We start from the raw sequence: 12,646 nt of genomic DNA, 5'->3' as shown, positions 1-12,646 counted from the left end.
TACCAAAACACCGCGCAGCCAGCCTTCAAATTGACGTTCGAGCCAACTTTTCGATGCCCTAAGGAGCCAAGCATGCCCGCAACCGTTCTGGTACTGGTTGAAACCATCAATGACTACTTGCCCATCCTCGAACATCAGGGCTTTCACCTGATCCTGGCCCCCACACCCGCCGAGCGCGCCGAAGCCATCAGCCGGCATGCCGGTCAGATCGACGCCGTACTGACCCGCGGGCCATTAGGCTTGTATGCCGATGAAATTGCGGCACTGCCCAATCTCAAGATTATCTGCGTGATTGGCGCCGGGTATGAGCACGTCGACCTGCAAGCGGCTGCCAGCCGGGGAATCAGCGTCACCAACGGCGCCGGGGTCAACGCGTCTTCCGTCGCCGACCACGCCATGGCGCTGCTGCTGTCGCTGGTGCGCGATGTGCCGCGCTGCGATATCGCTGTGCGTCGCGGTGAATGGCCGAAAATCATGCGCCCTTCCCTCGCCGGCAAGCGTCTGGGCATCCTCGGCCTGGGCGCGGTCGGCATGGCCATCGCCAAACGCGCGGCCGCTGGATTCGACATGAGTGTGTGCTATCACAACCGCCAGCATCGCAGCGACGTGCCCTATACCTTCTGCTCGACCCCGACCGAGCTGGCACGCGCCTCGGATTTCCTGATCGTCGCCACGCCCGGAGGCCTTGGTACCAAACACCTGATCAACCGCCAGGTGCTCGATGCCCTGGGTCCGAACGGATTTATCGTCAACATCGCCCGGGCCAGCGTGATTGTGACCGCCGACCTGATCACCGCCCTGGAGCAGCGCAGGATCGCCGGCGCCGCGCTGGACGTATTCGATGAAGAGCCCCAAGTGCCGGATGCCCTGAAAACCCTGACCAACGTGATTCTCACGCCACACGTCGCCGGATTGTCCCCGGAGGCCACGCAAGCGACTGTCGAACTGGTGGGCAAGAACCTCACGGCATTTTTCGCCGGTCAACCGGTTTTGACCCCGATCGAAATGCCAATCAGCGTCGGTAGCGCCGTTATGTAGGACAATTCAAACGTGTGTATCAAAAGCAATGATTGGCCGGCAACACGCTCACCAATAAGAGCTGTTGCCGGTTGTGGCTGGGGGGTATGCGCATTAGATTAGCCAATAGTTTCAGGCCTCCAGAATAAGCAGAAGGGATAAGCATGACGCTTACTGACCAGTCCACCCGTATCCGCACCGGCGAAGAGCTCGATGCCAGCCTGATCGATCCATACCTCAAGGCCCATATTCCGGGCTTGAGCGGTTTGCCGACGATCAGCCAGTTCCCGGGCGGTGCGTCGAACCTCACCTATTTGCTGGAATACCCCGAGCAGGAATTCGTCCTGCGTCGCCCGCCTTTCGGCCACAAGGCAAAATCCGCCCATGACATGGGCCGTGAATTTCGCATCCTCAATCAATTGCGCGACGGTTTTCCGTATTGCCCGAAAGCCTACGTGCACTGCACCGACGAATCGGTGATCGGTGCCGAGTTCTACGTGATGGAACGGGTCAATGGCATCATCCTGCGCTCCGAACTGCCACCGGAACTGGGGCTGGACTCGGAGAAAACCGAAGCCCTGTGCAAGAGTTTCATCGACAAGTTCGTCGAACTGCATCAGGTCGACTACAACGCCTATGGTCTGGGCGACCTCGGCAAGCCCGAAGGCTATGTCGCCCGGCAGATCAAGGGCTGGAGTGATCGGTACGAAAAAGCCATCACCCCGGACGCTCCGCACTGGGAAGCGGTCAAGGCCTGGTTGAACGACAAGATGCCGGCTGATCACCCGACCTCCAGTATCGTGCACAACGACTACCGCTTCGACAACGTCATCCTCGACCCGAACAACCCGATGCAGATCATCGGCGTGCTCGACTGGGAACTGACGACCCTGGGCGACCCGCTGATGGACCTGGGCAACACCCTCGCCTACTGGATCGAAGCCGACGACCCGGCGCCGGTACAACTGATGCGCCGCCAGCCAAGCCATGCCCCGGGCATGCTGACCCGCCGCGAATTTGTCGATTACTACGCCCAGCGGTCCGGCATCCAGATCGACAATTTCGACTTCTACTACACCTACGGTCTGTTCCGCCTGGCCGGCATCGTGCAGCAGATCTACTACCGCTTCTACCACGGCCAGACCCAGGACAAACGCTTCGCGCAGTTCATTCACATGAACAAACTGCTGGAGCAGATGAGCTTGCAGGTCATCCAGAAATCCAGCCTCTGACCGTAACTCTATCGCATTACTCACCATCCCCCTGTAGGAGCGAGCCTGCTCGCGAAGGTCGATAACGATAACGCTCGCTCATTGACCAACACAGCAAGCCCGCCCCCAACTGTACTGCGTTAACCGCAACCCGGCATTTGAATCGATAACAAGACCTTTATAAGGGAACCCCATGTCCAAGACTCAGTTGTTCGACCTCGACGGCAAGATCGCTTTCGTCTCCGGCGCCAGCCGCGGCATCGGTGAAGCCATCGCCAAACTACTGGCCCAGCAAGGCGCACACGTCATCGTTTCGAGCCGCAAGCTCGAGGGTTGCCAGCACGTAGCCGACGCGATCATCGCCGCCGGCGGCAAAGCCACTGCCATCGCTTGCCACATCGGTGAGATGGAGCAGATCAGCCAGGTCTTTGCCGGCATCAAGGAACAGTTCGGGCGTTTGGACATCCTGGTCAACAACGCAGCCACCAACCCACAATTCTGCAACGTGCTGGACACCGACCTCAGCGCCTTCCAGAAAACCGTCGACGTGAACATTCGCGGCTACTTCTTCATGTCGGTCGAAGCCGGCAAGCTCATGCGTGAAAACGGCGGCGGCAGCATCATCAACGTCGCGTCGATCAACGGCGTGTCGCCAGGAATCTTCCAGGGCATCTACTCGGTGACCAAGGCCGCCGTCATCAACATGACCAAAGTCTTCGCCAAGGAGTGCGCGCAGTTCGGGATTCGCTGCAATGCCTTGCTGCCGGGGCTGACCGATACCAAGTTTGCATCGGCGCTGGTGAAGAATGAGGCGATCCTCAACACCGCATTGCAGCAGATTCCGCTCAAACGCGTGGCGGACCCGAGTGAAATGGCGGGAGCGGTGTTGTATCTGGCCAGCGACGCGTCCAGCTACACCACTGGTGTTTCGCTGAATGTCGATGGCGGTTTCCTGTCCTGATGGACTGACCCACCACAAATCCCCGCAGGAGCGAGCTTGCTCGCGATGGCAGTATCAGATTCAACGTTGATGTCGACTGATACCCCACCATCGCGGGCAAGTTCGCTCCTACAGAAGCCGTGCGTCAGGCTTACTGCGTGACACACCGTGTAGTCGTGGTCATTCTTGTCACCTCGCCGTTTTCGCCCCGCACATCACCCAGGACATCGGTCTTATCCTGGGTTTCACAGGTGCGCTCAGGCGGTGGAAGAGGGGGTGGAGGTGGCGGTGGGCTGGAGCAGCCAGCGAGAATTGCCGCACAGAAAACCAGCGACAGCGGTGTACAGACGCGTTTCCCAAGCGTTTTCATAGGTCGACCCGCGATAAGTGAAAAGACACTTTTTTGTGACAACAGAACCTGCGCGTAAAATCCACAGGGCTGTCACAAAAAAATTATTTTTCCATTATTTATGGCCGGTTCAATGACCAACGCGGGCAAATACTGACAGTTCTTACATCACTTCATCGGAACGGTGCAGGCTGGTGCTCTCGAGTTCGTAGCGCAGTTCCTCAATCAAGGCAGCGACGGACTCGGCTGACTGCAGGGTCGCCACGTTCAAGCCACTGACCACCAGATCCACTTGGCCCGAGACCGGGTGATAGAGCTTCACGGTCAAGGAATGGTCACCAGTGACGCTGCACTCACAGGCCAACGGCGAAAAACTCTGTTCAATCAGCATCCTTAGCTGCGCCAACGTGATCATCGGGAGGGGTCCTGGTCACAAGAGACTTCATGCTGCTGATTCATAGGGCTGTTCCTTTGGCGGTTTCGAAAGGGACACGTCGGGTATCCGAAGAGACCTGTCGCACTCTTCCAGCCTAGAAACGACCGCACCGGCTCAACACATGAATTTGCACCCCGCACCCTGGTGCATTTGCACCTTTACCGTTGCCCCCTGGAGCGCCATTCACCGGAGAACAAACCGCGTTCCCGGGACCAGACAATCGCCTCGCTGCGGCTGTGTACATCGAGTTTGGAATACACCGTCGCCACGTGATTGCGCACGGTGTTGGGCGCCAGTTTCAGGCGCGCAGCGATTTCCTTGTCGGCCAGGCCTTCGCAGATCAGGCCCAGGACATCGCGCTCGCGGGCTGTAAGATCAGCGAACGACACGCTGGGCAATTTCGGCGAGTTGACGCGCTTCACATTGGCCAGTTTTTCAATCAGCGTGCGACTGAACCACGAGGCGTCTTTCATCACTTCTTCGATGGCCGACACCAGCTCAATCTCGGTGCGCTTACGCTCGGTGATGTCCATCAACACCAGCAGGAAGCAAGGATTGTCCTCAATGTTCACGGTGTCAGCCGAGACTGCGCAATCGATCGACCCAGCGTCTTTCTTGCGCAGGCGCACGTCGATGCGATCCAGGCGACCGGTTTTCTCCAGCGCTGCGAACAACCGTGAGCGGGCCGACTTATCGTCGATGAAATCAATCTGCGCAATGCTGACCCCGATCACCTCTTCACTCGAATAACCCAGCGTGTCGAGAAACGCTTCATTGACGTCCAGCACCAGCTGGTCAGCCGCGCCGCACAGCAAAATCGGTACCGGAGACAAACGAAACGCCTTTGCAAAACGCTCCTCACTTTGACGCAAGGCCACTTCGGCCTTGTGTCGCGGCTCCATGTCGACGAAGGAAAACAGCATGCAAGGCTCATCGTTGAGCTCCAGCGGCTGGCCGGCGACGATCACCTGTTTGCTACCCCCGTCCGGTAACCGCAGCTCGGCCTGCATCTGCGGGATGGTCACCCCTTCGCGCAGTCGCTGCTTGGCCAGCTCCTTGTTGGAGGCCTGTTCCAGTACGTCCAGTTCATAGGTTGAGGCACCGATCACCTGATCGCGGGCGTACCCGGTCATTTCCAGAAAGCCGGGATTGACTTTGATATAGCGTAAATCACTGAGGCGACAGATCACTGCTGGCGCAGGGTTCGCGGCGAATGTCTTTTCGAAGCGCTGTTCGGCGCTGGCCCATTCGGTAACGTCATCCATGATCAACACCAATGAGTCCGGCTCGCCTTGACTGTCCGCCAACACCAGGCTGCGGACGCGGTGAACCCAGACGCGTTGTTCTTCATCGCCCGTCAACGCCACTTCCACCAGCACGTCGCTGAACGTCTCACCACGGGCAACACGATTGATCGGATAGCTATCGACCGGCACCCGGTGATTGTTGCGATAACGAAGGCCGAAGCGCTTGGCGTAGGCCTTGGCATTGGGACCAAGATCGCTGACGTGCGAGACGCCGTGCATGACCAAAGCGGCTTCATTGGCCCAGCGGATAGTCTGGTCGGGGTCAAGCAGGATCACACCGTCGGACAGTCCGGCGATAATCTGCTGCAACTGGCGACGGTTGGTTTCGGTGGTCAAAACGTCCTGGCTCATTGCGGCTCCACAGTGTTGTGCTCCCTTGTGAAGACTACGACCGCAGGTGTTTATGATCGTGCGAAGAACCTTTGCAGGCGCCGGCTTGCCGGCGAAGGCGGCCTTGAATATTGCGTCAAGCTCAGGGGCCTCTTCGCTGGCAAGCCAGCTCCTACGAAGAGCAGGATTCTCCTGATCGCCAGATACCCTGTAGGAGCCGGCTTGCCGGCGAAGGCGGCCTTGAGTTTTACATCAATTTCGCCGGCCTCTTCGCTGGCAAGCCAGCGCCTACAGGTACAGCGTTTACCCGGCGTCCTGCAGGACGAGTTCGCGTAAGGTATCGAGGAACAACTTAAGCACCGGCGAGTCATCGTCTGCGCGGTACGTGGCGTACAACGGCACTTCCGGCATTGCCGGGGTCAGGCGTCGAAACACCAGTCCGGCCGGTGCCAATTGCTCGATGGACGCCGGCAACAACGCCACGCCGAAACCGGCCCGGACCAGACTCAGCAGCGTTTGCACCTCGATCACTTGCTGGCGGATCTGCGGCGTAAACCCGGCCTGGATACAGCACTGAAACAGAAAATCGGCGAACCGCGACTGCTTCAGCTCCAGCGCCACAAAGGGTTCCCGGGCCAGGTCCGATGGCGCCAGGGTTTCCCGTGTTGCCAGCGGATGATCGGCCGGCATGACCACTCGGATCGGCTCGTAGATCAACAGTTCGTTACGCAACTGCGGATCGTCGTAACCAACCCGAAACACACAGGCATCGATGCGCTTCTCCTTCAACGCCTTGACCTGCGCCGCCGGGGTCATTTCATGCAGACGCCAGTTGACGTGGGGATAACGCTCGCGGAACAGGTGCAAAGCCCGGGGCAGCACACCGACCATCACCGAGCTGATCATGCCGATTTCCAGCTCGCCCAACTGGCCACGGCCGGTCTGGCGGGTGAGGTCCAAGGCGCGGTTGAGCTGTTCGAACACCAGCGGCGCCTGTTCCTTGAGCATCTGCCCGGCAGCGGTCAACTCAACCCGGTGATGACTGCGTTCGAACAGCGGTGTTCCCAGTTCCTCCTCCAGCAGACGAATCTGCTGACTCAGTGGTGGTTGGCAAATGTGCAACCGGGTGGCGGCGCGGCCAAAATGCAGCTCTTCGGCCAGCGCCATGAAGTAACGCAGCAAGCGCAAGTCCATACCCGGTTATCCCAAAATCAATGGTGTCGAGCGCTGGCGCACCCCGGTCAGGCTGAACAACGCGTTGGCAATGGCCGGGGCCACCGAAGGGCTGCCCAGTTCGCCAACACCACCCGGTTTAGTCGGTTCGCCGTCGACGACCAGAATGTCCACTAATGGCATGTCCGACATGCGCGGCACCCGATAATCGTGGAAATTACTCTGCACCACCCTGCCCTGTTTGATGTCCATTTGATCGAACAACGCGTGGCCGAGCCCCCACATCAAGCCTCCGTAGATTTGCTCTTCGACGCCACCGGGCGACACCGCGAGGCCGCAATCGACAACGCAGGTGAGCTTGTCGACCTTGATCGCGCCGTCCTTCTTCGACAGGCGCGCGACCACTGCGATGAAACTGGTGTAACCCTGATTGGTGGCGATCCCCAGCGATGTCCCCTCCGGTAATGGCTTACCCCAACCGGCGCGTTCGGCGGCGCTTTTCAGCACCGCGACATGCCTTGGCCGGTCTTGCATGTGGGCCAGGCGAAAGGCCAACGGATCCTGCCCTGCGCCATGGGCCAGTTCATCCATGAAGCTTTCCACGGCGAACACGTTGGGAATGAAACTCACCGAGCGATACCAGCCGCTGGGCACGTCGCTTTCGTGTTTGACCCAGACCAGGTCCAGGTTCGCCGGGCGATAGGCAAAATCCCAGGCGGTGATGGCTTCGGTGGTGCTGTAATCCATCTTGTCCGGGCGCTCGAAGTAGCCCGGTTCCCATTGTTCCGGTGAGGCTGGCGACACCGCGTTGAGCTGGAGTGCGGTCAAACGTCCCTGCGCATCCAGCGCCCCTTTCGCCCGGTGCAATGTGGCCGGGTGCATAAACAATGAGCGCATTTCATCTTCGCGGCTGTTCATCAACTTCACCGGCACCTTGGCCTGTTGCGCCAGGTAGGCCACTTCAAACAGCCAATACTTGGCTTCCCGCGCACCGAAGCTGCCACCGGACACCAGCTCGTTGATGGTGACCTTGTCCTTGGCGAGCTTGCACACGACGTGCGCAGCTTCCAGCGCCGATGACGGCACCTGCACCCCGCCCCAGTAGGTGATGGCGTTGTCCTTGACCTGCGCAGTGATGCAGATCGGTTCCAGCGGGTTCTGCACTTTGTACGGCATGCGGTAATCGGCTTCGAGCAGCTTCGCGGCGACCGGCCATTGCGCACTCACATCTCCCGCAGCCATGGCAGAGACCCGTTGCGCGCCTTTGTCGCTCAGCGCTGCCGTTTGGGCCTTGACCAGTTCATCGCTGTCGAAACCGGCCAAGGGGGAATCGCTCCATTGCACCTTCAGCAGTGCCCGGCCCTGATGCGCGGCCCAATAGTTGTCGGCCAGCACCGAGACGCCTTCCAGGTTGCCGCCGAGCACATCCGGCCGCCCCGGCACCACAATCACCTTGCGTACACCCGGTACTTGCAGCGTCGCGGCCGAGTCCACCGACAGCACTTTAGCGCCCACCACCGGTGTGCGCTGGATGACCGCCACCAGCATGTCCGGCAACACTACGTCGATGCTGTACTGAAAGCGTCCGCAGACCTTGGCCTGGGCATCGCGTTTGTGCCGCAGTTTGCCGATGTATTTGAACTGCGACGGATCCTTGAGCGTGACCTTGGCGGGCGCAGGCAGATGCGCAGCAACGTCGACCAGTTCGCCATAACCCAGGCTGCGCTTGCTCGCGGCATGAACGACGCGGCCCTCCTCGGTCATGCAGCTCTCAGGACTGACTTTCCACTGTTTGGCAGCCGCCGTGATCAACAACGCTCGCGCCGTGGCGCCGGCCATGCGCAGGCGGTCGTACTCCAGCGAAACGCTGGTGCTGCCGCCGGTGGAAAAAACTTTCCAGATCGGGTGAATGTAAGTTTCGAAAAACGGATCTTCGGGCGAGATCACCTGCACTGTCATCGGGTTCACGTCCAGCTCCTCGGCCACGCAGGCGGCCAAGGCCGTATGCGTTCCGGTGCCGGAATCGTGCTTGTGCACCACCAGTTTCACGGTGCCGTCCGGCAGGATCCGCACCCAGGCGTTGGGTTCGAACTCGCCAGCCGGCGCCGGGGCTTTCGGGTCGGTCGCAGCAAGGCTCGAAGGCAGGTAAAACGCAATGGCCAACCCGCAAGCAAGGGTCGCGCTTTGCTTGAGAAAACCGCGTCGCGAAAGATCCATCGAGGAGATCGTCATCACGCCTCCTTCGGCGCGGAAGCCGCGCGCTTGATCGCTTTGTTGATGCGCCCGTAAGTGCCGCAACGGCATACGTTGCCGGACATGGCATTGCGGATCGAATCGTCGGTGACCGCCGCGCCGGTATTGAGCAGCGCAGCGGCGGACATGATCTGACCGGATTGACAGTAACCGCATTGCGGGACATCTTCGGCAACCCAGGCCAGTTGCAGCGGGTGCTGTTCGGTCGGCGACAAACCTTCGATGGTGGTGATGCTGTGCCCCGCCACGGCGGCGAGCGGCAGCTGGCAGGAACGCACCGCGACACCATCCAGGTGCACGGTGCAGGCGCCGCACAGGCCCATGCCGCAACCGAACTTGGTGCCGGTGAGTTTCAAGTGGTCACGCAACACCCATAACAAGGGCATGGAGGGCGATGTCTCTACCAGCTCGTGTCGTTCGCCGTTTACCGTGAATTCGATCATTGTCAGGCTCCAAGAGAGCGGCCCGTCTTTGTGCAGGCCTGGTGATCGGATTATTGGAAGCCTTGTGAAAACGGGGCCAGCGACGATTTCTGCCATCCTGTGTAAGTAGGACTAACAGCATGTACAAGCGATACCCGTCGGTGCAGTCCATGAATGCGTTTATCCAGGCGGCGCGCAGCGGCAGTTTCTCCAGCGCGGCGCGCAAGCTGGACCTGACCCACAGCGCCATCAGCCAGCAGATTCGCTCGCTGGAAGAATTCATCGGCCAGCCGTTGTTTGTGCGTGAAGGCGGCGGCAGCAACCTGACCGACGCCGGGCAGTTGTTCGCCAGTGTGCTGTCCGACGGCCTGGCGCAGATCGACCGGGCGCTGTCTTCGGTGAGGAATCGCAGCGTGGCGCAACGCCTGACCCTGGATGTCGACAGTGAGCTGGCCCAGAGCTGGCTCAACCCGCGCTTGCCGCAATTGCTGGATCTGCTGCCTGACCACGAGGTGGTGCTGTTATCGATGCCACGCTCCGACCGCAGCGCGTTCGAACGCGTGGACCTGGCTTTGCGCTACGGATATGGCGACTGGGAAGACTGCGAGATGACGCAGATCTGCGGGGATCGGGTGATGGCGGTGGCCTCACCTGCGCTGCTGGAACGTTATGGTTTACAGTTGCCGCTGAGTCCGGTTCAGATCCTTGAATTACCGTTGCTGGGTTATACGCGACGATCGTGGATTCCGTGGCTGGATGCGGCAGGCATGGAGCCCACCGAACCGCCGGCGCGGGTGGTGTTTGACAACGCGGCCAATCTGATCGCGGCTGCCGAAGCCGGGGTCGGTGCAGGACTGGTGCGTGGCTTGTTGGCGGCAGATGCGCTGCGCAGTGGGCGGTTGCTGGCGTTGAACAATGCGAAGATTGCGGCGCATTACAACCTGTATGCGGTGTGGCCACCGGGTCAGGCCGAGCGGGTGGCGCCGGTGGTTGCAGCGGTCAAGCAGTTGGCTTTGCATACACAATCCTGACGCCATCGCTGGCAAGCCAGCGCCTACAGGGTTTTGTGGTGTGTAACAGATTGGGTTAACACCATCGATCACTGTGGGAGCTGGCTTGCCAGCGATGAGGCCCGCCCAGCCAACACAAAGCCATATCGAACACATATCAACCCCTCGCCCAATTAATATTGTACGAACCTCACACCCCCTTCCAATACTTCCCCCCAAGCAGCCAGCGTCCCGAGCCGGATGCGACCAGGCGAGGGAATGCGTGATTCTTTGCGCATAGAAATGGCCGATTGCCCGGGACGTGGCTGCTGCGAACCGCAAGGTTCCCTACCCCGCTATCAGGAGATCGACTTCAATGATCATCGATATCAGCTGCTATCCCACGGATCTCGTGGACCTCGCCTGGAGGCATGACGGAGACCCGTTCACCGGCGAGCGTCTGCTGGAGATGATGGATGGCCCGTACATGGTCAACGGCAAGCCTCGCCGCATCGACAAAGCCTTCATCCAGCCCCCGCAGGGCAACACCATCTACACCTGGACCGACGGCGACCTGACCGGTCGCGAGTCCATCGATGCCTACATGGCCTACACCCTGAAAATGGTTCAGACCTACCCGGACCGCTTCATCGGCTGCTTCGTCTACAACCCGCGCTGCGGCGTGGAAAACGGCGTCGAGGCTATCGAGCGCTACGTCAAGGAACACGGTTTCAAGATGGTGCAGATGCAAGCCAACATGCACGCCTACCGTCCCGACCGCGCGCTGGACTGGGTGCGCCCGTGCTTCGAAAAATGTGCCGAGCTGGGCATCCCGGTCAAGCTGCACACCGGCGACGGGCCGTACAGTATCCCGTCGGAATGGGTGCCGATGATCAAGGAATTCCCCAATGTCGATTTCATCATGGCCCACTTCGGGGTACAGACAGGTGGAGTCTATGTGTTCGAACCGATGCAATGGGCGATGGAACTGCCCAACGTCTACTGCGAATCGGGCTGGTGCCTGCAATCGCGGATCGTCGAGTTCGCCAAGGTCCTGCCGACGCACAAAATCCTGTTCGGCACCGACACTCCGCCGAACGAACCGGGCATGTGGCTGCGCCTGCTGGAAGTGCTGTGCCACGAACCGCCGCAGGGTTTGAACCTCGACGAGGACACCCTCGAAGAGTACCTGGGCAACAACACCGCACGAATGATCGGCCTCGAACCGACCCCGCCGCCACGCACGGTTTGCGAAGCAGAGGCGCAGCTCAAGCGCCCCGTCACCACGCAACTGGCCAGGAGCTGAACCGATGATTATCGACACCCATCTGCACCCTACCAACCTGGTCGACGAGGCCTGGCGCCACACCGGCGAACCGTTCACCGGCGAGCGCATGCTCAAGCTGATGGACGGCCCGTACATGATCAACGGCAAGCCACGCCGCATTGACATGGGCTTCATCCAGCCGCCACCGGGCAACACCGGCTATCGCGACGGCAACCGCCGGGGCCGTGAGGGCGTGCGTGACTACATGTCCTACGTTGCCGAACTCTGCGTGAAATACCCGGACCGCTTCATCGGCAACTTCAACTTCAACCCGCGCTGGGGACCGGAAAACGGTGCGGCGGAGCTGGAATTCCACATCAAGGAATACGGTTTCAAGATGCTCAAGCTGCACGCCAACATGCACGGCTATCGCCCGGACCGGGCGCTGGACTGGCTGCGCCCGGCGATGAAGGTCTGCGCCAAGTACAACATCGTGGTGCTGATCCACACCGGTGACGGCCCGTACACCATTCCGACGATGTTCTACCCGATCATCCGCGAGTTCCCGATGGTCAATTTCATCATCGGTCACTTCGGCATCCAGACCGGGGGCAACTACTCGTTCGAAGCGTTCTGGATGGCCATGGACACGCCGAACGTGTACTGCGAATCCGGCTGGTGCTTCCAGTCGCGGATCGTCGAGTTCGCCAAGGATTTGCCGCGCAACAAGATCGTGTTCGGCACCGACTCGCCGCCGAACGAACCGGGCATGTGGCTGCGAGAACTGGAGGTGTTGTGCTCACCGGCACCGCAAGGGCTGGGCATCGATGAGGATCACCTTGAGGACTACCTGGGCAACAACATCGCCCGGTTGTGCGGCATCGAACCGACACCGCCGCCCAAAGACCTGATCGAGGCGGACATTCGGCTGACCACGACGTACCTCTGACCC

At 60.2% G+C, this 12,646-nt stretch carries 11 protein-coding genes; 6 read left to right on the top strand and 5 right to left on the bottom strand.

The genetic code is table 11. The features are described from left to right. Window positions 1-72 precede the first annotated feature (72 nt). From AD668_RS11570 to AD668_RS11560, 3 genes are all read left to right on the top strand, one after another. Window positions 73-1,038 carry a 2-hydroxyacid dehydrogenase gene (locus AD668_RS11570; RefSeq protein ID WP_053158673.1) on the top strand — a complete coding sequence of 322 codons (966 nt, stop codon included), beginning with the start codon at window positions 73-75 and terminating at the stop codon, window positions 1,036-1,038. Between the two features lie 143 nt (window positions 1,039-1,181). Then, complete coding sequence (locus tag AD668_RS11565) at window positions 1,182-2,249, top strand: phosphotransferase family protein (RefSeq protein WP_053158670.1); 1,068 nt, start codon at window positions 1,182-1,184, stop codon at window positions 2,247-2,249. 172 nt (window positions 2,250-2,421) lie between these two features. Continuing rightward, window positions 2,422-3,189, top strand: a complete 768-nt coding sequence (locus AD668_RS11560; RefSeq protein ID WP_007976320.1) for an SDR family oxidoreductase — start codon at window positions 2,422-2,424, stop codon at window positions 3,187-3,189. A 491-nt stretch (window positions 3,190-3,680) separates the two neighbouring features. Here the strand turns inward: AD668_RS11560 and AD668_RS11555 are convergent, their stop codons facing one another. The 5 genes from AD668_RS11555 to AD668_RS11535 form a co-directional block, all read right to left on the bottom strand. Beyond that, window positions 3,681-3,932 carry a DUF1652 domain-containing protein gene (locus AD668_RS11555; protein ID WP_053158667.1) on the bottom strand — a complete coding sequence of 84 codons (252 nt, stop codon included), beginning with the start codon at window positions 3,930-3,932 and terminating at the stop codon, window positions 3,681-3,683. A gap of 179 nt (window positions 3,933-4,111) precedes the next feature. Continuing rightward, window positions 4,112-5,611 (bottom strand): helix-turn-helix transcriptional regulator, encoded by a 1,500-nt coding sequence (locus AD668_RS11550; protein WP_053158664.1) that lies wholly within the window; start codon window positions 5,609-5,611, stop codon window positions 4,112-4,114. Window positions 5,612-5,893: 282 nt separating this feature from the next. Then, on the bottom strand, window positions 5,894-6,784 hold the full coding sequence (locus tag AD668_RS11545; RefSeq protein ID WP_053158660.1) for a LysR family transcriptional regulator: 891 nt from the start codon (window positions 6,782-6,784) through the stop codon (window positions 5,894-5,896). 6 nt (window positions 6,785-6,790) lie between these two features. After that, the gene (locus AD668_RS11540) at window positions 6,791-8,995 is read right to left on the bottom strand and encodes a molybdopterin cofactor-binding domain-containing protein (protein ID WP_053158657.1); all 2,205 of its coding nucleotides are present in this window, start codon (window positions 8,993-8,995) and stop codon (window positions 6,791-6,793) included. Further along, window positions 8,995-9,459 carry a (2Fe-2S)-binding protein gene (locus AD668_RS11535; RefSeq protein WP_053158654.1) on the bottom strand — a complete coding sequence of 155 codons (465 nt, stop codon included), beginning with the start codon at window positions 9,457-9,459 and terminating at the stop codon, window positions 8,995-8,997. Before AD668_RS11535 ends, AD668_RS11540 begins: the two co-directional genes overlap by 1 nt. Before the next feature lie 119 nt (window positions 9,460-9,578). Between AD668_RS11535 and AD668_RS11530 the strand changes: the two genes are divergently transcribed. From AD668_RS11530 to AD668_RS11520, 3 genes are all read left to right on the top strand, one after another. Then, window positions 9,579-10,469 carry a LysR substrate-binding domain-containing protein gene (locus AD668_RS11530; protein WP_053158652.1) on the top strand — a complete coding sequence of 297 codons (891 nt, stop codon included), beginning with the start codon at window positions 9,579-9,581 and terminating at the stop codon, window positions 10,467-10,469. A 334-nt stretch (window positions 10,470-10,803) separates the two neighbouring features. Next, window positions 10,804-11,733, top strand: coding sequence for an amidohydrolase family protein (locus tag AD668_RS11525; RefSeq protein WP_053158649.1), 930 nt, complete (start codon window positions 10,804-10,806; stop codon window positions 11,731-11,733). Between the two features lie 4 nt (window positions 11,734-11,737). Next, a complete protein-coding gene (locus AD668_RS11520; protein ID WP_053158646.1) occupies window positions 11,738-12,643 on the top strand; it encodes an amidohydrolase family protein in 906 nt (301 codons plus the stop codon). The last annotated feature ends 3 nt before the right edge of the window (window positions 12,644-12,646 follow it).

This window comes from Pseudomonas sp. P1.8, assembly GCF_001269805.1.
Lineage (GTDB): Bacteria > Pseudomonadota > Gammaproteobacteria > Pseudomonadales > Pseudomonadaceae > Aquipseudomonas.
The sequence above is the reverse complement of the archived record's forward strand: the minus strand, read 5'-3'. Positions and strand labels throughout refer to the sequence as shown.